This is a genomic window from Aquamicrobium terrae (assembly GCF_052978165.1).
Genome location: NZ_JBRKLZ010000001.1, coordinates 923070 through 942774 on the forward strand (window position 1 = coordinate 923070; position 19705 = coordinate 942774).

General features: G+C 65.3%; 22 protein-coding genes. 11 read left to right on the top strand and 11 right to left on the bottom strand.

Annotated features, from left to right (window positions below; genetic code table 11):
- The first annotated feature begins 58 nt into the window (after positions 1-58).
- On the top strand, positions 59-601 hold the full coding sequence (locus ACVCNR_RS04665) for a glyoxalase superfamily protein (RefSeq protein WP_354198755.1): 543 nt from the start codon (positions 59-61) through the stop codon (positions 599-601).
- On the opposite strand, the gene ACVCNR_RS04670 is transcribed toward ACVCNR_RS04665, so the two are convergent.
- On the bottom strand, positions 579-1472 hold the full coding sequence (locus tag ACVCNR_RS04670) for an AraC family transcriptional regulator (RefSeq protein WP_354198706.1): 894 nt from the start codon (positions 1470-1472) through the stop codon (positions 579-581). The two genes, ACVCNR_RS04665 and ACVCNR_RS04670, sit on opposite strands and share 23 nt — an antisense overlap.
- Before the next feature lie 91 nt (positions 1473-1563).
- Between ACVCNR_RS04670 and ACVCNR_RS04675 the strand changes: the two genes are divergently transcribed.
- From ACVCNR_RS04675 to ACVCNR_RS04700, 6 genes are all read left to right on the top strand, one after another.
- Complete coding sequence (locus ACVCNR_RS04675; RefSeq protein ID WP_447073967.1) at positions 1564-2805, top strand: MFS transporter; 1242 nt, start codon at positions 1564-1566, stop codon at positions 2803-2805.
- 233 nt (positions 2806-3038) lie between these two features.
- Complete coding sequence (locus ACVCNR_RS04680) at positions 3039-3659, top strand: 50S ribosomal protein L25/general stress protein Ctc (protein WP_354198710.1); 621 nt, start codon at positions 3039-3041, stop codon at positions 3657-3659.
- Positions 3660-3682: 23 nt separating this feature from the next.
- On the top strand, positions 3683-4411 hold the full coding sequence (gene pth / locus ACVCNR_RS04685) for an aminoacyl-tRNA hydrolase (protein ID WP_354198712.1): 729 nt from the start codon (positions 3683-3685) through the stop codon (positions 4409-4411).
- A 78-nt stretch (positions 4412-4489) separates the two neighbouring features.
- Positions 4490-5593: a redox-regulated ATPase YchF gene (gene ychF, locus ACVCNR_RS04690; RefSeq protein ID WP_447073968.1), complete on the top strand. Its 1104-nt coding sequence runs from the start codon at positions 4490-4492 to the stop codon at positions 5591-5593.
- 107 nt (positions 5594-5700) lie between these two features.
- The gene (locus ACVCNR_RS04695) at positions 5701-6162 is read left to right on the top strand and encodes a MaoC family dehydratase (RefSeq protein WP_354198716.1); all 462 of its coding nucleotides are present in this window, start codon (positions 5701-5703) and stop codon (positions 6160-6162) included.
- Complete coding sequence (locus tag ACVCNR_RS04700; protein ID WP_447073969.1) at positions 6159-6638, top strand: MaoC family dehydratase; 480 nt, start codon at positions 6159-6161, stop codon at positions 6636-6638. The genes ACVCNR_RS04695 and ACVCNR_RS04700 overlap by 4 nt, the downstream gene beginning before the upstream one ends.
- On the opposite strand, the gene ACVCNR_RS04705 is transcribed toward ACVCNR_RS04700, so the two are convergent.
- The 6 genes from ACVCNR_RS04705 to ACVCNR_RS04730 form a co-directional block, all read right to left on the bottom strand.
- Complete coding sequence (locus ACVCNR_RS04705; RefSeq protein ID WP_354198720.1) at positions 6635-7180, bottom strand: adenine phosphoribosyltransferase; 546 nt, start codon at positions 7178-7180, stop codon at positions 6635-6637. The two genes, ACVCNR_RS04700 and ACVCNR_RS04705, sit on opposite strands and share 4 nt — an antisense overlap.
- Positions 7181-7278: 98 nt before the next feature.
- Complete coding sequence (locus ACVCNR_RS04710; RefSeq protein WP_354198722.1) at positions 7279-8136, bottom strand: cytochrome c1; 858 nt, start codon at positions 8134-8136, stop codon at positions 7279-7281.
- Positions 8137-8165: 29 nt separating this feature from the next.
- Positions 8166-9470: a cytochrome b gene (locus ACVCNR_RS04715; RefSeq protein ID WP_354198724.1), complete on the bottom strand. Its 1305-nt coding sequence runs from the start codon at positions 9468-9470 to the stop codon at positions 8166-8168.
- Between the two features lie 16 nt (positions 9471-9486).
- Positions 9487-10050, bottom strand: a complete 564-nt coding sequence (gene petA, locus ACVCNR_RS04720; RefSeq protein ID WP_354198726.1) for a ubiquinol-cytochrome c reductase iron-sulfur subunit — start codon at positions 10048-10050, stop codon at positions 9487-9489.
- Positions 10051-10302: 252 nt separating this feature from the next.
- Positions 10303-12183: an ABC transporter ATP-binding protein gene (locus ACVCNR_RS04725; protein WP_447073970.1), complete on the bottom strand. Its 1881-nt coding sequence runs from the start codon at positions 12181-12183 to the stop codon at positions 10303-10305.
- A 58-nt stretch (positions 12184-12241) separates the two neighbouring features.
- The gene (locus ACVCNR_RS04730) at positions 12242-14131 is read right to left on the bottom strand and encodes an ABC transporter ATP-binding protein (protein ID WP_447073971.1); all 1890 of its coding nucleotides are present in this window, start codon (positions 14129-14131) and stop codon (positions 12242-12244) included.
- A gap of 456 nt (positions 14132-14587) precedes the next feature.
- On the opposite strand from ACVCNR_RS04730, the gene ACVCNR_RS04735 reads away from it, so the two are divergent.
- Positions 14588-15046: a tRNA (cytidine(34)-2'-O)-methyltransferase gene (locus ACVCNR_RS04735; RefSeq protein ID WP_354198732.1), complete on the top strand. Its 459-nt coding sequence runs from the start codon at positions 14588-14590 to the stop codon at positions 15044-15046.
- A gap of 3 nt (positions 15047-15049) precedes the next feature.
- On the opposite strand, the gene ACVCNR_RS04740 is transcribed toward ACVCNR_RS04735, so the two are convergent.
- Positions 15050-15307 carry a hypothetical protein gene (locus tag ACVCNR_RS04740; protein WP_354198734.1) on the bottom strand — a complete coding sequence of 86 codons (258 nt, stop codon included), beginning with the start codon at positions 15305-15307 and terminating at the stop codon, positions 15050-15052.
- A 97-nt stretch (positions 15308-15404) separates the two neighbouring features.
- On the opposite strand from ACVCNR_RS04740, the gene hemF reads away from it, so the two are divergent.
- The 3 genes from hemF (at position 15405) to ACVCNR_RS04755 (ending at position 17174) form a co-directional block, all read left to right on the top strand.
- Entirely contained in the window at positions 15405-16322 is a 918-nt protein-coding gene (gene hemF, locus ACVCNR_RS04745) for an oxygen-dependent coproporphyrinogen oxidase (RefSeq protein WP_447073972.1), read from the top strand.
- 265 nt (positions 16323-16587) lie between these two features.
- On the top strand, positions 16588-16845 hold the full coding sequence (locus ACVCNR_RS04750) for a DUF1344 domain-containing protein (RefSeq protein WP_447073973.1): 258 nt from the start codon (positions 16588-16590) through the stop codon (positions 16843-16845).
- A 143-nt stretch (positions 16846-16988) separates the two neighbouring features.
- A complete protein-coding gene (locus ACVCNR_RS04755) occupies positions 16989-17174 on the top strand; it encodes a DUF1059 domain-containing protein (protein ID WP_447073974.1) in 186 nt (61 codons plus the stop codon).
- Here the strand turns inward: ACVCNR_RS04755 and ACVCNR_RS04760 are convergent.
- Genes ACVCNR_RS04760 through ACVCNR_RS04770 form a run of 3 tightly spaced genes read right to left on the bottom strand, consistent with a single transcriptional unit; the run spans position 17158 to position 19696 of the window.
- Positions 17158-18432: a CCA tRNA nucleotidyltransferase gene (locus ACVCNR_RS04760; protein WP_447073975.1), complete on the bottom strand. Its 1275-nt coding sequence runs from the start codon at positions 18430-18432 to the stop codon at positions 17158-17160. The genes ACVCNR_RS04755 and ACVCNR_RS04760 overlap by 17 nt on opposite strands.
- Entirely contained in the window at positions 18429-19070 is a 642-nt protein-coding gene (locus tag ACVCNR_RS04765; protein WP_447073976.1) for a CoA pyrophosphatase, read from the bottom strand. Before ACVCNR_RS04765 ends, ACVCNR_RS04760 begins: the two co-directional genes overlap by 4 nt.
- Positions 19067-19696: a DUF1285 domain-containing protein gene (locus ACVCNR_RS04770; RefSeq protein WP_354198757.1), complete on the bottom strand. Its 630-nt coding sequence runs from the start codon at positions 19694-19696 to the stop codon at positions 19067-19069. The genes ACVCNR_RS04765 and ACVCNR_RS04770 overlap by 4 nt, the downstream gene beginning before the upstream one ends.
- Positions 19697-19705 lie beyond the last annotated feature (9 nt).

Below are 19705 nucleotides of genomic sequence, written 5' to 3' on the forward strand. Positions count from 1 at the left end.
CGAAGGCGTCGGCAATGCGGGCACCGACGAGAGCTTCGCCGTGACGAAAGGAACGGACATGCGGGACTACCGCGATGCAAAGGCCATGGCGAAGGCCATGCGCGAGGCGCTGGCCGCACAGCATATCGACATCACCCACAGCCAGGCCCTGGAAATCGTCGCACGCCAGTTCGGGCTGGCGAACTGGAACATCCTTGCGCACAAGATCGACACCGCCGCCCCGGACACCGGCGCGATCGCCTTCGAGGGGGCCGTGCCCATCGTGCGCATCTTCGATGTCGCCAAGGCGCACGAGTTCTATCTCGGCTTCCTCGGCTTCAGCGTGGACTGGGAGCATCGCTACGGCGACAACTTCCCGCTCTACACGCAGGTTTCGCGCGCCGGCCTGCGGCTGCACCTGTCCGAGCATGCGGGCGACGCCACGCCCGGCGGCAACATGTGCGTCTACATGACCGGCATCCGCGACCTGCACAGGGAGCTGTCGGCCAGGAACTACCGCTACATGAAACCGGGGCTGGAGGATGAGGGAACGCGGCTGGAACTGGAGGTCATCGACCCGTTCAACAACCGCATCCGCTTCATGGAGCTGAAGGACGGCTGAGCATGCCGCTCTCGTCGGGCCGGGAAGTCCGGCCCGGCCTCTCCCCCTCGCGCGAGCCGCGCAGATAGCTGCGGGGCGCCGAGCCCAGCATCCGCTTGAACATGGTGGTGAAGGCCGGGACGCTGTCATAGCCGAGGTCGAGCGCGACACTGGTGATCGGCTCGCCATCGGCCAGGCGCGGCAGCGCCGCGAACAGCAGCGCCTGTTGGCGCCATGTCGAAAGCGACAGGCCGGTCTCGCGATGGAAGGTACGGGTGAAGGAACGCCGGCTCATGCCGAGCCATTCCGCCCAGTCGTCGATGGTCGTGTGGGGCGAGGGTTCGGCGACGAAACGACGGCATAGCGAGTCGATCCGCGGGTCGGAGGGAAACGGCAGGCCGAGCGGCCGTTCCGGCAGGCGCGGGATCTCGTGCAGCAGGAGGTTGAGCACCAGCACGGCCCGCTCCGACGGCACCGGCCGAACAGGCAGTTGCACCGCCTCGACGATCAGGCTGCGCATCAGGTCGCTGACCGCAACCACACGCAGGCGCGACGGCAACCCCTCTATCGCATCCGGCACGACATAGACCGAGCGCATCCTGACATCGCCCAGCATCTCCACCGAGTGCACGATGCCGGCCGGAATCCACATGGCATGGTCGGGCGGCACCATCCAGCGGCCGAAATGCGTCTTGACCAGCACCACGCCGGTCAGCGCATGCAGCAACTGGCAGCGGCTGTGCTCATGGTCGGGAACCCTGTGGCCGTCGGGATAGTCGCTGGGCATGGCCACGATCTGGTCGCTGGCCTGCTCCAGCCATTTCAATCGGCGCAGATGCGTCTCGAACAGATCGGTCCGGCCGCCGGCCGTTTCCGGATGTGCAGTCGCCATGCTTATTGGCCCACTCGCGAAAGTAATGGACCAAACCACGAAAGAAACCGCATTGCAACAGGACTATAAGCCCGAGCTTGGAATTGATGCGATGCCTGAGCGCACGGAGCCTGCCTTGACCGATACCGCCCTGCCCGCCCAACGCGCCTCCGCGACCGGCACGGCCTTTACCGTGATCCTGGCGGTGAGCCTGTGCCACGGCATCAACGACATCATGCAGTCGCTCCTGTCGGCGATCTATCCGTTGCTGAAGGACAATTACGGCCTCGACTTCTGGCAGATCGGCCTCCTGACCTTCACCTTCCAGGTCACCGCCTCGCTGCTGCAGCCGGTGGTCGGGCTGGTCACCGACCGCAGGCCGATGCCGTTCTCGCTGCCGGTCGGCATGACGTCTTCGCTGATCGGGCTGGTCGTGCTCGCCTATGCCGGCCACTACTGGGCCTTGCTGTTGGGCGCCTCGCTGATCGGCATCGGCTCGTCCATATTCCATCCGGAATCCTCGCGCATCGCCCGCCTCGCCTCGGGCGGCCGGCATGGGCTGGCGCAATCCCTGTTCCAGGTGGGCGGCAATGCCGGCCAGGCCATCGGCCCGCTGCTGGCCGCCTTCGTGGTCGTTCCCTTCGGCCAGTCGAGCATCGCCTGGTTCGCGCTCGCATCGCTGCTCGGCATCATCGTGCTCTATCAGGTCGGCAACTGGTACAAGCGGTTGCGGGCCCGGAACGCGGCAAGCGCCAAGTCGGCGGCACCCGTCCTCGTGCTGCCGCGTAAGCGCGTCGCCTGGGCGCTCACGGTGCTGACCATCCTCGTCCTGTCGAAGAACGCCTATATGGCGGGACTTTCCAGCTATTACACCTTCTATGTCATCGAGAAGTTCGGCGTTTCGGTGCAGATGTCACAGGTCCTGCTCTTCGCCTTCCTCGGCGCCAGCGCGCTCGGCATCCTGCTCGGCGGGCCGTTCGGCGACCGCTTCGGCCAGAAGGCGATGATCTGGTTCTCCATCGTCGGCGTCATCCCGTTCACGCTGGCCCTGCCCTACGCGAACTATGAATGGACGATCATCCTCACCATCCTGATCGGCCTCATCATGTCGTCGGCCTTCTCCAACATCGTCGTGTTCGCACAGGAACTGGTGCCGGGCCGCGTCGGCATGATCGCCGGCATCTTCTTCGGCTTCGCCTTCGGCATGGGCGGCATCGCGGCGGCGCTGCTGGGCGTGGTCGCCGACGCCAAGGGCATCGAATATGTCTACCATGCCTGCTCCTACCTGCCGCTGATCGGCCTGCTGACCATCTTCCTGCCGAGCATGAAGCAGGCGCGGGCCGCCCAGGCCTGAAGACGACCGGCCGCCGAGGGCTTCCGGCGCCCGCGGCCTTGCGCGGGCACGCCCCTTCCGCTATAGAGCCGCCAGCCGCGTAGACACCCTTGGAGGCAACGCGGTCGAAGCCCGCCTTCCCGCATCGTCACCACCTGCCCGGCAGGCATGGCGTTTCGGGACGTGCGGTGTTTCCACGTTTGTGCCGGGAGAGTCCCGCTACAAGCGCTCCGCACACTATGAAAGGAAATGCCATGAGCACCAGCTACGAGCTCAAGGCCGAGACGCGCGAAAGGGTCGGTAAGGGGTCCGCCCGTGCCATTCGCCGTGAAGGCAAGATTCCCGCAGTCATCTATGGCGACAAGCAGCCTCCCCTGGCCATCGTCGTGTCGTACAAGGACATCTTCTACAAGATCCACGGCGGCGGCTTCATGACCACCGTTGCCACCATCGACGTGGACGGCAAGAAGATCCGCGTCCTGCCGAAGGACTACCAACTCGACGCCGTTCGCGACTTCCCGCTGCATGTCGACTTCCTGCGCGTAAGCGCCAAGTCGGAAGTCACCGTCAACATTCCGGTCCACTTCATCAACGAAGAGAAGTCGCCCGGCCTGAAGCGCGGCGGCGTGCTCAACGTCGTGCGCCATGACGTCGAATTCGTCTGCCCGGCCGACTCCATCCCGGACTCGATCACCGTCGATCTGGAAGGCACCGAGATCGGCGACGTCATCCACATCTCCTCGATCAAGCTGCCGAAGGGCGTCAAGCCGGTGATCGCCGACCGCGACTTCACCGTGGCCACCGTGGCCGGCTCCGCCGCCGCCAAGTCCGACGCCGACGGCGAAGAGGCTGTGGCCGAGGAAGAAGAGAAGTAATTCTCCACGCCCGGAGGCTGACGATGCTGCTCTTTGTGGGCCTCGGCAATCCGGGCGCGAAATATGCGGACAACCGGCACAATGTCGGGTTCATGGCGGCGGACGCGATTGCCCGCCGCCATTCCTTTTCGCCCTGGACGCGCAAGTTCCAGGCCGAGATCGCCGAAGGCCGGCTGGACGGCGAGAAGGTGCTGCTGATCAAGCCGCAGACCTTCATGAACCTCTCCGGCCAGGCGGTCGGCGAGGCGATGCGCTTCTACAAGATCGACCCCTCCGCCGTTACCGTTTTCTACGACGAGATCGACCTGGAGCCCGGCAAGGTGCGGGTGAAGAAGGGCGGCGGCGCCGGCGGCCACAACGGCATCCGCTCGCTCGACCAGCATATCGGCAAGGACTATCGCCGGGTGCGCATCGGCGTCGGCCATCCGGGCGTGCGCGAGATGGTGCACGGCCACGTGCTGGGCGATTTCGCCAAGGCCGATCGTGAGTGGCTGGACGTGCTGCTGGATGCGATCGCCGACAATGCCGGCCTGATCGCCGGCAACGACGACAGTTCCTTCATGAACCGCATCACGCTCGCCCTGCGCGACAAGCTCCAGCCAACCGGCGAACACGACACACCTCCGGCCAAAAAAAAGACTCCTAAGGCCCAGAGCCATATCAGGCAGGCTCGCCAGCAGGCACCGGCCATCAACGTTCCCGAAAACGGTCCGATGGCCGCGATGCTCAAGAAGCTGTTCGGCAAGGAATAGCCAGCCCGGCCTTGACGACCGGCAACCCTATCGACCATAGCCGGGAATACTCCCCCAGCAGGACAGGATCAGCAAATCATGGGTTTCAAATGCGGCATCGTCGGCCTGCCCAATGTCGGCAAGTCGACGCTCTTCAACGCACTGACCAAGACGGCCGCCGCGCAGGCCGCCAACTATCCGTTCTGCACCATCGAGCCGAACACCGGCGAGGTGGCGGTTCCCGACCCGCGCCTGAAGAAGATCGCGGCGGCGGCCGGCTCCAAGGAGATCATCCCCACCCGCATTTCCTTCGTCGACATCGCCGGCCTGGTGCGCGGCGCCTCCAAGGGCGAAGGGCTGGGCAACCAGTTCCTCGCCAATATCCGCGAGGTCGACGCCATCGTGCACGTGCTGCGCTGCTTCGAGGATGACGACATCACCCATGTCGAGGGCCGCATCGACCCGGTGGCGGATGCGGAGACGGTCGAGACCGAGCTGATGCTGGCCGACCTGGAGAGCCTCGAGCGCCGCATCGTCCAGACCCGCAAGCGCGCCACCGGCAAGGACAAGGAATCCATCACCGTGCTGCCGATGATGGAAAAGGCGCTGGAACTGCTCCAGAACGGCAAGCCGACGCGCGTGCTGCTCGACGGCATCGCCGCCGAGGACCTGCGCATTCTCCAGAGCCTCAACCTGCTCACCTCGCATCCCGTCCTCTATGTCTGCAACGTCGCCGAAAGCGACGCTGCCAGCGGCAACGAACACACCAAGGCCGTGGAGACCATGGCGGAGGCGCAAGGGGCGCGCGTGGTCGTCATTTCGGCAGCCATCGAGGCCGAAGTGGCCCAGCTTCCCGACGAGGAAGCACAGGAATTCCTCGCTTCCATGGGGCTGGAGGAACCGGGTCTCGACCGACTGATCCGCGCCGGCTACGAGCTTCTGCATCTCATCACCTACTTCACCGCCGGCCCCAAGGAGACGCGCGCCTGGACCGTCGAGCGCGGCACCAAGGCCCCGCAGGCCGCCGGCGTCATCCACACCGATTTCGAGCGCGGCTTCATCCGCGCTCAGACCATCGCCTATGACGATTTCGTCACGCTGGGCGGCGAGGTCGCGGCCAAGGAAGCCGGCAAGGCCCGCGACGAAGGCAAGGAATATGTGGTGCAGGATGGCGACATCATGCTGTTCAGGTTCAACACCTGAACGAGGCCGTTCGCTACGAAGCCGCGGGCGGGCATGCCCGCCCCGCGCTTGCGAAACGGGCCGGCAGCGTCCATGGTGATCGTACAAGCTTGAACGGGATTTGGCGGATGGCGGCGAAGAAGTGGGCCTATGAGGATTTCGAGGTGGGCGCCTCGCTCGATCTCGGCTCCAAACTGGTGACGGCCGAGGAGATCGTGGAATTCGCCTCGCAATTCGATCCCCAGCCGATGCATCTGGACGAGGAAGCCGGCAAGGCCAGCGTTCTGGGCGGGCTGGCGGCTTCCGGCTGGCACACCTGCTGCATCTTCATGCGCCTGATGTGCGATGCGTTCCTGCTCGATTCCACCTCGCAGGGCTCACCCGGCATCGATCAGGTCAAATGGAAGAAACCGGTGCTGGCCGGCGACAGGCTGACGGCGCGATCCACCATTCTGGGCAAGCGCCTGTCGTCGTCCCGCCCCGGCCTCGGCTTCGTCTCCATGCGCGCCGAGATGGTCAACCAGCGCGGCGAGAGCGTGTTCGAGCTGGAGAACACCGGCATGTTCCTAAGCCGCGAGGCCGCCCGATGACACTGGATGAATTCCTCGGCATCGGCGTGACGAAGACGATCGGCGCGCACACCTTCCAGGCCGGCGAGATCAAGGCCTTCGCCGCCAAATACGATCCGCAGCCCTTCCATCTCGACGAGGAAGCCGCGCGCCGCAGCGTCCTGGGCGGCCTGTGCGCCTCCGGCTGGCACACCGCCTCCATGTTCATGCGCTTCGACGCGCTCGACCGCATGGCCGCCATGAAGGGCTGGCAGGGCGCCGGTCCGGCACCGGAATTCGGCCCCTCCCCCGGCTTCCGCAATCTGAAATGGCTGAAGCCGGTCTATGCCGGCCAGACCATTACCTTCGCCCGCACCGGGCTTTCGCATCGCCCGCTCGCATCGCGGCCCGGCTGGGTCATGTTCAGCATCAGGGGCGAAGCCTTCGATCCGGGCGGCGACAAGGTGTTCGAATTCGAGAACGCCATGCTCGTGAAGGTCGGCGACCGAAAGGACTAATCGCCCTCAAAGGCGATCAGGGTCCGCACCGATACGCCGAGCGCTTCCAGCTTGCGGCGTCCGCCGAGGTCGGGCAGATCGATGACGAAACAGGCGGCGACGATATCGGCGCCGATCTGGCGCAGCAGCTTCACCGCCGCCTCCGCCGTGCCGCCGGTGGCGATGAGATCGTCGATGACGATCACCTTTTCGCCCGGCTTCACGCCGTCGCGGTGCATTTCCATCTCGTCGAGGCCGTATTCCAGGCTGTAGGCCACCCGCACGGTCTCATGCGGCAGCTTGCCCTTCTTGCGGATCGGCACGAAGCCGGCGGAAAGCCGGTGCGCCACGGCGCCGCCAAGGATGAAGCCGCGCGCCTCGATCCCCGCGATCTTGTCGATGCCGAGGTCGGCAAACGGCCCCACCAGCCCGTCCACCGCCGTGGCGAATGCATCCGCATCACCCAGAAGCGTGGTGATGTCGCGGAACTGCACGCCGGGCTTCGGATAGTCAGGAATGGTGCGGATGGAAGCGAGCAGCTTGTCGCGGACAGAAGTGTTCATAGGCAGGTTCCCTTGGCGCGCCAGTTTTACGGTACTCGACCCAAAAGAAAAGGGCGCCAGACAGCGCCCTCTCCTTTTCAAGCTATCGGCCTGTGCGGTCAGTGCGGGACGTTGGCCCACACCCTGCGCTTGGTGGCGTACATAAGGCCCGCAAACAGAACCAGGAACACGACCACCCGGAAGCCGGTCTTCTTGCGAGCCTCCAGATGCGGCTCGGCAGCCCACATCAGAAATGCGGACACGTCGCGCGAATACTGGTCGACGGTCTGCGGCGCGCCGTCGTCATAGGTCACCTGATCGTCGGACAGCGGCGGCGCCATGGCCAGCGACTTGCCGCCGATGAAATAGGGGTTGTAGTGCGTGCCTTCGGCGATTTCCATGCCTTCCGGCGGCTCTTCGTCATAGCCGGTCAGCAGCGAGTAGATGTAGTCCGGCCCGTTCTCGGCATACTGCGTGAAGATGTCGAAGATGAAGGTCGGGAAGCCGCGCTCCACGCCGCGCGCCTTGGCGATCAGCGAGAAGTCCGGCGGAGCCGCGCCGCCATTGGCCGCCGCGGCGGCCTGGTGGTTCGGGAACGGCGAGGTGAAATGATCGGACGGAAGGCCGGGACGCTCGAACATGTCGCCGTCGTCGTTGGGGCCGTCCTCGATGGTGTATTCGGCGGCGAAGGCCTTCACCTGCGCCTCGGAGTAGCCGAGGTCTTCCAGCGTGCGGAACGCCACCAGATCCATCGAATGACAGGCCGAGCAGACTTCCTTGTAGACCTTGAGGCCGCGCTGGAGCTGGGCCTTGTCATAGGTGCCGAACGGACCCGCAAAGCTCCAGTCCACATATTTCGGCTTATGGATGGGGAAATGCGTCGGCTCGGCCGCGTTGTGGCCCTCGTCCTGGGCGATGGCGGCGCCAGCAGCCATCACGAAGCCCAGGGCAGCCAGTGAAGCGAGAATCTTCTTCATACCCAAATTCCTCTCGAAAGACTCTTCGCTCAGCCTCGGGTTTCCGGTGACGCGGCCGCGCCCTCGGGATGGACGGCTCCGCCGGCCTTGTTCTTTTCCAGCACCGCCTCGGTGATCGAGTTGGGCAGCCGCCTCGGCGTCTCGATCAGGCCCAGCACCGGCATGATGACGAGGAAGAACGCGAAGTAATAGAGCGTCGCGATCTGCGCCATGATGACGTAGGTGCCCTCCGCCGGACGCGAGCCCAGCCAGCCGAGGAAGATGGAGTTGATGACGAAGATCCAGAAGAACAGCCGGTACCACGGACGGTAGACGGCGGAGCGAACCTTCGAGGTGTCGAGCCACGGCACCACGAACAGGACCGCGATGGCGCCGAACATGGCCAGCACGCCGCCCAGCTTGGAGTTGATCGGCCCGATGTTGAAGGTGATGGCGCGCAGGATGGCGTAGAACGGCAGGAAGTACCATTCGGGAACGATGTGCGCCGGGGTCTTCAGCGGGTCGGCCTGGATGTAGTTGTCCGGATGGCCGAGATAGTTCGGCATGTAGAAGATGAAGTAGGCGAAGACGAGCAGAAACACGATCATGCCCAGCGCGTCCTTGATGGTCGCATAGGGCGTGAAGGCCACGGTATCGGTCTTCGACTTCACCTCGATGCCGGTCGGGTTGTTCTGGCCGGTGACGTGCAGCGCCCATACGTGCAGCACGACGACGCCGGCGATCATGAACGGCAGCAGGTAATGCAGCGCGAAGAAGCGGTTCAGCGTCGGGTTGTCGACCGCGAAGCCACCGAGAAGCAGCTCCTGGATCCAGGTGCCGACCACCGGAATGGCGGTGAAGAAGCCAGTGATGACGGTGGCGCCCCAGAAGGACATCTGGCCCCAGGGCAGCACATAGCCCATGAAGCCGGTCGCCATCATCAGCAGGTAGATGATACAGCCGAGGATCCACAGCAGCTCGCGGGGCGCCTTGTAGGAGCCGTAGTAGAGGCCGCGCATGATGTGGAGATAGACGGCGATGAAGAAGAACGACGCGCCGTTGGAGTGCATGTAGCGCAGCAGCCAGCCGGAGTTGACGTCGCGCATGATCTTCTCGACCGAGCCGAAGGCGATGCTCGTGTCGGAAACGTAGTGCATGGCCAGGACGATGCCGGTCAGGATCTGGGAAACCAGCATGATCGACAGGATGCCGCCGAACGTCCACATGTAGTTCAGGTTGCGCGGCACCGGGTAGGCGATGAAGCTGTCGTAGACCAGCCGCGGCAGCGGCATGCGTTCATCGAACCAGCGACCGATCCCGGTCTTCGGCGTATAGGTGGAGTGTCCCTCGCTCATCGAATTGTCCCCTGCCTCAGCCGATGCGGATCTTGGTGTCGGAAATGAACTCGAAGGTCGGCACCGCCATGTTCTCGGGCGCCGGGCCTTTGCGGATGCGGCCGGCCGTATCGTAGTGCGAGCCGTGGCACGGGCAGAACCAGCCGCCGAAATCGCCCTGCTGGCCGAGCGGGATGCAGCCCAGATGGGTGCAGACGCCGACCATGACCAGCCAGTTCTCCTTGCCCTCGCCGGCCGAGCGATCGACGTCGGTGGCGGGCGCGTCGGAACCGATATTGGCGTTGCGGGCCAGCGGGTCCTTCAGTTCTTCAAGCTTGACCGCCTGCGCAGCCTCGATTTCCTGAGGCGTGCGGTTGCGCACGAACACCGGCTTGCCGCGCCACTTGACGGTCAGCGACATGCCCGGCTCCAGCGCCGCGACGTCCACCTCGACCGACGACAGCGCGCGCGTCGAAGCGTCGGGGCGCATCTGGTCGATGAACGGCCAGGCCACGGCTCCGGCACCAACGACGCCGGCCATGCCGGTGGCGATGTATAGAAAATCTCGACGGGCTGGATTTTCGATATCGGTTGCGCTCACGGGTGACTGATCCTTTCGCCTCATCCGTGCCGAAGATCGAGCCCTGTCCCCGCTCAAACGCCAGCCTTCCACGCATGGCAAAAGGCTAGCGAATTCCTCCGGCATTTGGACTTCGGTTTATGCGCGAAGCCATCACTTGTCCAGACCGCAACATGACAGGAGGGCAGATTGTCGCGCCCGGCGCGAAATGCCGGTTTTTCGGGCTTTCGGCCTGTCCGGGCGAGCATGCGCGGCGCGTTGCCCACACCCTTGTCAGGCCGGGCGCGTCTCTTCGAGCGGACTTTCCTCGTTGAACAGGAAGCCGCCGGATTGCCGCTTCCACAGCCTTGCATAGAGCCCGTCGAGCGCCACCAGCTCGTCATGCGTGCCCTCCTCGACGATGCGCCCACGGTCGAGCACCACCAGCCGGTCGAGCGCGGCGATGGTGGACAGGCGGTGGGCGATGGCGATGACCGTCTTGCCCTCCATCAGCCTGTGGAGATTTTCCTGGATCGCCGCCTCGACATCCGAATCGAGCGCCGAAGTCGCCTCGTCGAGGATGAGAATCGGTGCGTCCTTGAGAAAGACGCGCGAGATCGCCACGCGCTGGCGCTGGCCTCCGGAAAGCTTGACCCCGCGTTCGCCGACGAAGGCGTCGTAGCCGTGGCGGCCCTTGTTGTCCTGCAAGGCGAGGATGAATTCATGCGCCTCAGCCTTCTTCGCCGCCGCGATCACCTCGGCATCGGTCGCGTCCGGCGCGCCGAGCCTGATATTGTCGCGCAGCGAGCGGTGGAACAGCGCCGTCTCCTGGCTGACCACGCCGATATTGGCGCGCAGCGAGTTCTGCGTGACCGCCGCGATATCCTGGCCGTCGATGGCAATCCTGCCGCCCTCGGTGTCGTAGAGGCGCAGGATGAGGTTGACGAGCGTGGTCTTGCCCGCCCCCGAGGGGCCGACCAATCCGACCTTCTCGCCCGGCCGCACGACGAGGTCGATGGCATCCAGAACGCCTTGCCCCTTGCCGTAGTGGAAGGTGAGGTTCTTCACGTCGATCCGGCCGCCGGCCACGACAAGCTCCTTCGCATCGGGCGCATCGACCAGCCCGAGCGGCTGCGAGATCAGCGCCTTGGAATTTTCCAGCACGCCGAGATTCCGCAGGATGCCGTTGAGCTGCATCATCAGCCGCCCGAGCAGCATGTTGAGGCGCAGCACCAGCGACAGGGTGAAGGCGACCGCGCCGACGGTGATGGCGCCCTCCACCCACAGATAGATGGCAAAGCAGGCGATCAGCGTGATCATCACACCCGACAGCAGCGTCAGCGCCATGCGCACGCCGGTGAGCCGACGCGTGAACGGCCGCAACGCGCCGAGATAGATGTCGAAGCCGCTGCGCAGATAGCGGTCGTCGCCGTCGGCGGCAAACAGCTTCAGCGTCTGCACATTGGAATAGGAATCGACGATGCGGCCGTTGATCATCGAACCCGCCTCGGCCGTGGCCTCCGCGTGCTTGCGGATTTCCGGCAGGTAGGTGCGCGCCAGCCAGCCGAAGGCGACGATCCACACCATTACCAGCGCCGCCAGCCGCCAGTCGAGCCCGGCGACCAGCGCCAGCGTGGTGACGGTGTAGACGATCATGAACCACACGACCTCGATGAAGCTTTCCATGAGGTCGCCGGTCGCCTGCCCCGCCTGCCACACCTTGGTGGCGATGCGGCCGGCGAAATCGTTCTGGAAGAAGGAATAGGACTGGCGCGAGACATGCCGGTGCGCCTGCCAGCGCACCAGATTGTAGAAGCCGGGCGTGATGGTCTGCTCGTCGAGCAGCGCCGACAGGCCCACCACAAGGGTGCGGATGACCAGCACCACGACGACCATGAACACAAGTTCCCAGCCGGCCGCGTCCCACAGCACCGTCCAGCTCCGCTCCGCCGGAAGCTGGTCGAGTATGTCGACCAGCCGCCCGACGAAGTAGAACAGGGCCGCTTCCACCAGGGGTGCCACGCCGCCGATGACCAGCATGGCGAAGAAGGCGAATTTCGCCTGCCCGACATAGTGCCAGAGGAAGCCGCCGACCGTGGCCGGCGGCCGCAGGCTGCCGGGTTCGCGGAAGGGATCGACCCTCGCCTCGAACCAGTTGTAGATGGCCTTCATCATCGCGGGCACCCCGCCGGGTCAGCGCTGGGAAATTGCCGTTCGGCGGGGCAGGTGTCGATCATTCGGCCGGCTCTTCTCCAAGTTCGAGCTTCATGCGGGCGGCAGGCTCGTGCTGACCGTCGTCATCGATCAGGAAACCGCCGGACTGGCGCTGCCAGAGCTGGGCATAGAGGCCGCCCCGCCCGATCAGCTCGTCATGCGTGCCTTCCTCGATGACGCGGCCCTTGTCCATGACGACCAGCCGGTCCATCGCCGCGATGGTCGAAAGCCGGTGGGCGATGGCAATGACGGTCTTGCCCTGCATGAGCCTGTAGAGGTTCTCCTGAATGGCGGCCTCGACCTCCGAGTCGAGCGCAGAGGTCGCCTCGTCGAGGATGAGAATCGGTGCATCTTTCAGCATAACACGCGCGATGGCGATGCGTTGCCTCTGGCCGCCCGAAAGCTTCACGCCCCGTTCGCCGACATGGGCGTCCAAGCCCTTGCGGCCCTTGGCGTCGCCAAGCCCGGCGATGAAGTCGAGCGCCTCGGCCCGCCGCGCCGCCTCGATCACCATCTCCTCGGTCGCATCGGGACGGCCATAGAGGATGTTGTCGGCGACCGAGCGGTGCAGCAGCGAGGTGTCCTGCGTGACCATGCCGATGTGGGCGCGCAGCGAATCCTGGGTGACGGCAGCGATGTCCTGCCCGTCGATCAGGATACGCCCGCGCTCGAGGTCGTAGAAGCGCAGCAGCAGGTTGACCAGCGTCGACTTGCCCGCGCCCGAGCGGCCGACGATGCCCACCTTCTCGCCCGGCTTCACGGTCAGCGACAGGTGCTCGATGATGCCCTTCTTCTTGCCGTAGTGGAAACCGATGTCGTCGAAGCGGATCGCGCCCTTGTCGACCACCAGCTCCTTCGCCCCTGGCTTGTCCTCGACCAGGCGCGGCATGGAGATCGAGCCGATGCCGTCCTGCACCGTGCCGATGTTCTCGAACAGGCCCGAGACTTCCCACATGATCCACTGCGACATGCCCCACAGCCGCAGCACCAGGCCGATGACGACCGCGACGGCGCCGATCGACACCTGCTGGCCCAGCCACAGCCAGATCGACAGGCCGGCGACGGACGCCAGGAGCAGCGAGTTCAGGAGATAGAGCACGCCATAGAGGCTGGTGACCAGCCGCATGGAGCGATAGACCGTGTCGAGGAACAGGGCCATGCTTTCGCGCGCATAGCTCGCCTCGCGCCGCGCATGCGAGAACAGCTTGACCGTCTGGATGTTGGTGTAGCTGTCGACGATGCGGCCCGTCATCAAAGAGCGCGCGTCGGCCTGCTCCTGGCCGACCTTGCCGAGCCGCGGCACGAAATAGCGCAGAAGCAGCAGATAGCCGGCCAGCCACACCAGAAGCGGGGTGGCCAGCCGCCAGTCGGCCGAGCCGACGATGACCAATACGCCGATGAAATAGACGACGACATAGTTGAGCACGTCGACCAGCTTGATGACGCAGTCGCGCACGGCCAGCGCCGTCTGCATCAGCTTGGTGGCGATGCGGCCGGCGAACTCGTCCTGATAGAAGGTCATCGACTGCTTGAGCAGGTAGCGGTGCACCTGCCAGCGGATGCGCATCGGATGATTGCCCATCAGCGTCTGCGTATGGATCAGCGACTGGAACCACACGGTCGCGGGCAACACCACCAGCACGACCAGCGCCATGCCGGCCAGCTTCCAGCCTTCCGTTTGCAGGAAGGTCTCGCGGTCGTGCGCCGACAGCCAGTCGACGATCGAGCCGAGGAACTGGAACATCCACACCTCGGTGATGGCGATGGCCGCGATCAGCACCGCGTCGAGGGCGATATAGGGCCACGCACCGCGCGTGTAGTGCACGCAGAAGGCGACCAGGGATTTCGGCGGCTCCACCGGCTCCTCGGCCGGGAACGGATTGAGCCTGTTTTCAAACCAGCGAAACATCTTTGCTCTCTTGCGTTCAAATTTCGATGCCCGCAGAACGGCGCGGGAGCGCCGGGAGCGCCGGAAGCGCAGCCGCGGATGCGGCCGTATGCGGGGAATATAGGTCCGCCTGGCAGAACGCCCATGGAAGGGCGTTGAACGAGGCGGAGGCTTGAAGATCTGATTGGCGGGACAAGTCGGGATTCCTGCTCGAAACCGGGAAAGGTTCAGGCGGGAATCGAATCGAACGTGCTTGCTAGGTCAGATGACGTCGAACCGACTGCCGCCGTCAGGCGATTGGCCGGAGGCGATGGATGATTGCGTACATCAGTATCTGCATACCCGCCTCCTTCGGTTCGAGTTGACAATGGCGCTCCTATTATACCCATTCGCACCCCATGGCCAGACGACAGGCGCGCCGACCGATGATGCCAGCACCACCTGTGGCCGAATTGCAACTTGGAATAGAGCAAGCTTTTGGAAACCCGCCCGCGCATCGCCCTCTACCAGCCGGACATCGCCGGCAACACCGGCACCATATTGCGGCTCGCCGCCTGTCTTGGGCTTGGCGTCGACATCATCGAGCCGGCGGGATTCGACCTCTCCGACCGGGCGCTGAAGCGCGCCGGCATGGACTACCTGGAAATGGCGGCGCTGACCCGCCATGTCGACTGGAAGGCGTTCGAGGAAGCGCGGCAAGGCAAGGGGCATCGCCTCATTCTGCTCTCGACCAGGGCGGCGACCGCCTACACCGATTTCGCCTTTGCGCCGACCGACATCCTGCTGTTCGGACGCGAATCGGCCGGCGTTCCCGACCATGTGCATGCGGCGGCGGATGCGCGCCTGCTCATTCCCATGGTCGAAGGGGCGCGCAGCATCAACATCGCCCTGTCGGCCGCGATGGTGGCCGGCGAGGCGCTCAGGCAGTTGCGGTGAGGGTCAGTCCGCCGCCGGCAGCCGGCGGATGGTGAACTCGATGATGTCGCCCGGCCTCTCGAACCAGCTTTCGATCTCGGTCCAGTAGGCCTGCTTCGGCCAGCGCTGGAACCATTCCTGCGCCTTGGCGCGCGCCTCGGGACGGGACAGGACGAAGGTTTCCCTGAGGAAGCCGTCGCGCGACCTGCTGCCGCGCTCCGTCCGGCTGCGTTCCAGCCGTTTCCTGAGGCCATCCAGCGGCGGTCTTGCGGGCGTGCGCAAAAAAGCCTCCTTGACGCTTGCCTCACAGAGATTAGGGATCACGGCCGCAAAAGACGAGTCATTTTACGGGCCGCGGGGCCCGCAAGCGGAGACGCCAGTGCAGCAACGACCCGAGATCCCGGCAGGACTGCCTGCCGACATCGAAGAAAAGAAGCAGACGGCAAGGATCTGGTTCGAGGAATTGCGCGACCGCATCTGCACGGCCTTCGAAGGGCTGGAGGACGAACTGTCCGGCCCGCAATCCACCTGGACGCCCGGCCGCTTCGAGCGCAGCCCGTGGGAACGTGACGAAGGCCGCGGCGGCGGCGGCGTCATGTCGATCATGAAGGGCCGGCTGTTCGAGAAAGTGGGCGTGCACACCTCGACCGTGCATGGCGAATTCTCGCCGGAGTTCCGCAGCCAGATTCCGGGCGCGGACGAAGACCCGAGCTTCTGGGCGAGCGGCATCTCGCTGATCGCGCATCCGTGGAACCCCAACGTGCCGACCGTGCACATGAACACGCGCATGGTCGTCACCTCGCGGCAATGGTTCGGCGGCGGCGCCGATCTCACGCCGGTGCTCGACCGGCGCCGCACCCAGGAGGACGCCGATACGGTGGCCTTCCACCGTGCCATGCAGTTCGCCTGCGACAAGCATGCCGGCGTCGCCGACTATCCGCGCTACAAGGACTGGTGCGACGAGTATTTCTTCCTCCCTCACCGCAACGAGCCGCGCGGCATCGGCGGCATCTTCTTCGACTGGCTGCATTCGGGCGAGGACAAGGGCGGCTGGAAGTCTGATTTCGCCTTCGTGCAGGATGTCGGCCGCGCCTTCCTCGTCGCCTACCAGCACATCGTGCGCAAGAACTTCAACGACGGCTGGAGCGAGCAGGACCGCGAGGAACAACTCGTGCGCCGCGGCCGCTACGCCGAGTTCAACCTGCTCTACGACCGCGGCACCGTGTTCGGGCTCAAGACCGGCGGCAACGTCAATTCCATCCTGTCCAGCCTGCCGCCGGAAGCGAAATGGCCTTGACGGTCCTGCGTTAAAAATTTCCGTGAACGGACCGGCCGCCACAATCCATGTCCAGATTGCGGAATCGGACATGGATTGTGGCCATCCCGGCGCTCCGGATTTTCTTTTTCGTCTAATATCCTCCTGAAAAAACAGCGATATGTTGCGTGACGGACCGGGAAACGCCGGCGGTTCGTCAAGCCTCGGACCGCGACCCGACGTGTCCGGACGGTCCGCCCAAGCGGGCTCCAACGACCGGGCGCCCGCATTCTCAGGAGAGCCTGCCATGCGCAAGCTTGTTGTTACGACCGTTGCGGCCATCCTCCTCGCCAGCGGTCCCATGGCATTCGCAGCACCCCACCAGACCACCGGCAGCATCAAGCAATTCACCGCCGGCAAAAGCCTCGTCCTTCAGGACGGCTCGACCTTCCAGTTGGCGAAGACCTTCAAGGACCCCGGCCTCAAGGTCGGCGAGAAAGTCTCCGTGACCTGGGACATGAGTGGCAAGAACAAGATCGCCGAATCCGTCACGGTCGCGAAATAGGCTGACTTTCCAGACACTTGCCGGGTGGAGCTTCATGCTCCGCCCGGACACGCAGGCGCTGCGGATCAAATTTGAACACGAAAGGGATCGAACCGCGCCCTGATGTGTTATTGTTGCCCGACAGACAGGTAAAGGAGGAACCGATGAAGGAATTTCATTGCGGATCGCTCGTCCCCGGTTGCGAGTGGCACACCCGCGCCGAGGAGGAAGCGGAAGTCATGCGCCGTGCCGTCGAGCATATGCGCGAGACCCATGGCGAAACCATCATCCGCGAAACGATGATCGAGGCCATCCGCTCGCGCATCGACAAGGTCAGGAACGCGGCCTGACCTCGCCGGCCGCGCGCTCCAGAAGCGCGTCGCGCCCGAGCGCGAAACCGCTCGCGATCCAGTCCTGCTCGAGGCGCTTGAGCAGGGCACCGAGTTCCGGCCCGGGCGCAGCGCCGAGCCCCTTCAGATCCGATCCCTTGAGCGGAAATTCCGGCTTCCGCCATTTCAGCGCGAAGCCGAGCTGGCGGGCAAAATTGCCGGCCTCCACCAGCGCCTTGTCATCTTCCGCCGCCCGCGCCCGCGCGCCCGACAGGGCGAGGCGAAGCCGATCCGTGATGGCCTGCGCCTCGCCGGCATAGAGCTGGCGGGCAAGTGCCCCCTCGCCCGTATCGGGCCTGGCGACGGGCGCCAGAGCCCACTGCGCCAGACGGTCTGCCTCCGTCCGCGACATGCGCATGCGCTTCGCCAGTCCCTTCATGCGCACGGCATCCGGCGGCAGGATCGCCTCCAGCCGCAGCATGGCGTCGGCCGGCCAACCGAGATCGGCTTCGGCGCGCACCAGCGCATGGATCGCATCGATTCCCCATTTCTCGCTTTCGGGCAGGATGCGCGACAGAACGCCGGCCTGCCGCATCCACAGCAGGGCGCGCGACGGATCGGGGGCCGAGAGCAGCTTCTTCAGTTCCGCCCAGACCCGTTCGGCCGATAGCCGGTCGAGCCCTTCCTTCAGCCGCGCGCAAGCCTTCAGGCCCTCGCCGTCCGGCCGCCCATGGCCATACCAGGCGAAGAAGCGGAAGAAGCGCAATATGCGCAGATAGTCCTCACGGATGCGGGCCTCGGCATCGCCGATGAAACGCAGCCGCCGCGCCTCGATATCGGCCAGCCCGCCGACCAGATCGACGACCGTGCCGTCAGCCTCGGCATAGAGCGCGTTGATGGTGAAGTCGCGCCGCTCCGCGTCCGCCTTCCAGTCGCGCCCGAAGGCGACGCGCGCATGGCGGCCGTCGGTTTCGATGTCGGCGCGCAGCGTCGTCACCTCGAACGGCCGCCCCCCGGCGACGATGGTGACCGTGCCGTGGTCAAGACCGGTCGGCACCGCCTTGAAGCCGGCCGCCTCGGCCCGGCGCATGGTCTCGCGCGGCGGGTTGGTGGTGGCGATGTCCACATCCGCCACCGGCTGGCCGAGAAGCGCGTTGCGCACCGCGCCGCCGGCGATGCGGGCCTGTTCGTCCCCCTCGCCGAGCACCGCCAGCAGCCGCTGCAGATGCTCGTCGGCCAGCCAGTCGCCGCGCCCGGCAATGCTTACCGTCCCGCTCACGCATAGAGCCTTTCGTAAAGGGTGCGGATGATGCCGGCGGTGACGCCCCAGATGCGCTGGCCGCCATAGGGCATTTCGTAGAACACCCATTCGAGATCGTTCCACATGCGGCTGCCCTGCCGGTGATTGACCGGGTCCATGAGGAAGCGCAGCGGCACCTCGAAGGCGGCATCGACCTCATCCGGGTTGAGGGTGAGGTGGAAGCCGGGCTTCACCACCGAAAGCACCGGCGCGATGCGGTAGCCCGTGCCGGAAACATAGTCCGGCATGCGCCCCACCACATCGATGAACCTGTCCGGCAGGCCGATCTCCTCCTGCGTCTCGCGCAGCGCCGCATATTCCGGCGTCGGGTCGGTGGCATCGATGCGCCCGCCCGGAAAGGCTACCTGGCCGGTATGGTTGCGCAGGGTTTCCGAACGCTTTGTCAGCAGAACCGTGGCCTCGTCGCCATGGTCGACCACCGGGATCAGCACGGCGGCGGGACGCAGCCGCACGCCGTTGAGCTTCAGGCGCGGATGATCCGGATTGAAGCGATGGTCGCCATAGTCCGGCTCGGCCACGCCGGCCTGCGTCTGCCTGCGCGCCCGCCTGCGAAACGCCTCGGCCGAAAAGGGAGGGATCGTGGTCATGGTGGTCATCGGCTCAGCCGCGTCAATTGTTCGAGCGGCATGATCGGATAGATTTCGCCATGCGAGCGCAGCGCGAACATCGGCCCCTGCGGCGTCTCGAGCTCCTCGCCATGCTCGACGAGCTGATACATCACCGGGCGCGACACCAGCGCCTCCAGCCGCCCGCGCACCAGCACATAGGGCTTGAGCCCGCCTGTGCCGTCCTCCTCCACGAACCGCATGGGGTGATCGGGACCCGCCTCGACCACATCGCCGACATTGGTGCGGAAGGTGACAACCTGCCGGCCGGCCTGCTTCGAGACATCCGCCTCGACGGCCACGAACGGCGCGTCGACGACCCGGATGCCGACCTTCTCCACCGGCGTCACCAGATAGGTGCGGCCGTCCGCGTCCTTGCGCAGCACCGTCGAGAACAGTTGCACCAGCGCCGGCCGGCCGATCGGCGTGCCGAGATAGAACCAGGTGCCGTCGGCGCGGATCTCCATGTCGAGGTCGCCGCAGAAGTCCGGATTCCACCGTTCCACCGGCGGCAGCCCTTTGCCGGCGCGGGCGGCGCGCGCGATCAGCGCCTCCAGTCCACCGGTATCCGCGGCGGCGGCGAGGCCTTGCTGTCGATCTGGCTTGCTTTCGGTCATGGTCACGAA

Bases quoted from the DNA above. Each gene is read 5' to 3' on its own strand.
- ACVCNR_RS04770 (WP_354198757.1), bottom strand. From the start codon at position 19,696: ATGACCGAAAGCAAGCCAGATCGACAGCAAGGCCTCGCCGCCGCCGCG.
- ACVCNR_RS04665 (WP_354198755.1), top strand. From the start codon at position 59: ATGCGGGACTACCGCGATGCAAAGGCCATGGCGAAGGCCATGCGCGAG.
- ACVCNR_RS04680 (WP_354198710.1), top strand. From the start codon at position 3,039: ATGAGCACCAGCTACGAGCTCAAGGCCGAGACGCGCGAAAGGGTCGGT.
- pth (WP_354198712.1), top strand. From the start codon at position 3,683: ATGCTGCTCTTTGTGGGCCTCGGCAATCCGGGCGCGAAATATGCGGAC.
- ACVCNR_RS04755 (WP_447073974.1), top strand. From the start codon at position 16,989: ATGAAGGAATTTCATTGCGGATCGCTCGTCCCCGGTTGCGAGTGGCAC.
- ACVCNR_RS04730 (WP_447073971.1), bottom strand. From the start codon at position 14,131: ATGTTTCGCTGGTTTGAAAACAGGCTCAATCCGTTCCCGGCCGAGGAG.
- ACVCNR_RS04675 (WP_447073967.1), top strand. From the start codon at position 1,564: ATGCCTGAGCGCACGGAGCCTGCCTTGACCGATACCGCCCTGCCCGCC.
- ACVCNR_RS04715 (WP_354198724.1), bottom strand. From the start codon at position 9,470: ATGAGCGAGGGACACTCCACCTATACGCCGAAGACCGGGATCGGTCGC.
- ACVCNR_RS04705 (WP_354198720.1), bottom strand. From the start codon at position 7,180: ATGAACACTTCTGTCCGCGACAAGCTGCTCGCTTCCATCCGCACCATT.
- ACVCNR_RS04695 (WP_354198716.1), top strand. From the start codon at position 5,701: ATGGCGGCGAAGAAGTGGGCCTATGAGGATTTCGAGGTGGGCGCCTCG.
- ACVCNR_RS04670 (WP_354198706.1), bottom strand. From the start codon at position 1,472: ATGGCGACTGCACATCCGGAAACGGCCGGCGGCCGGACCGATCTGTTC.
- ACVCNR_RS04765 (WP_447073976.1), bottom strand. From the start codon at position 19,070: ATGACCACCATGACCACGATCCCTCCCTTTTCGGCCGAGGCGTTTCGC.
- ACVCNR_RS04710 (WP_354198722.1), bottom strand. From the start codon at position 8,136: ATGAAGAAGATTCTCGCTTCACTGGCTGCCCTGGGCTTCGTGATGGCT.
- ACVCNR_RS04750 (WP_447073973.1), top strand. From the start codon at position 16,588: ATGCGCAAGCTTGTTGTTACGACCGTTGCGGCCATCCTCCTCGCCAGC.
- ACVCNR_RS04725 (WP_447073970.1), bottom strand. From the start codon at position 12,183: ATGATGAAGGCCATCTACAACTGGTTCGAGGCGAGGGTCGATCCCTTC.
- ychF (WP_447073968.1), top strand. From the start codon at position 4,490: ATGGGTTTCAAATGCGGCATCGTCGGCCTGCCCAATGTCGGCAAGTCG.
- ACVCNR_RS04700 (WP_447073969.1), top strand. From the start codon at position 6,159: ATGACACTGGATGAATTCCTCGGCATCGGCGTGACGAAGACGATCGGC.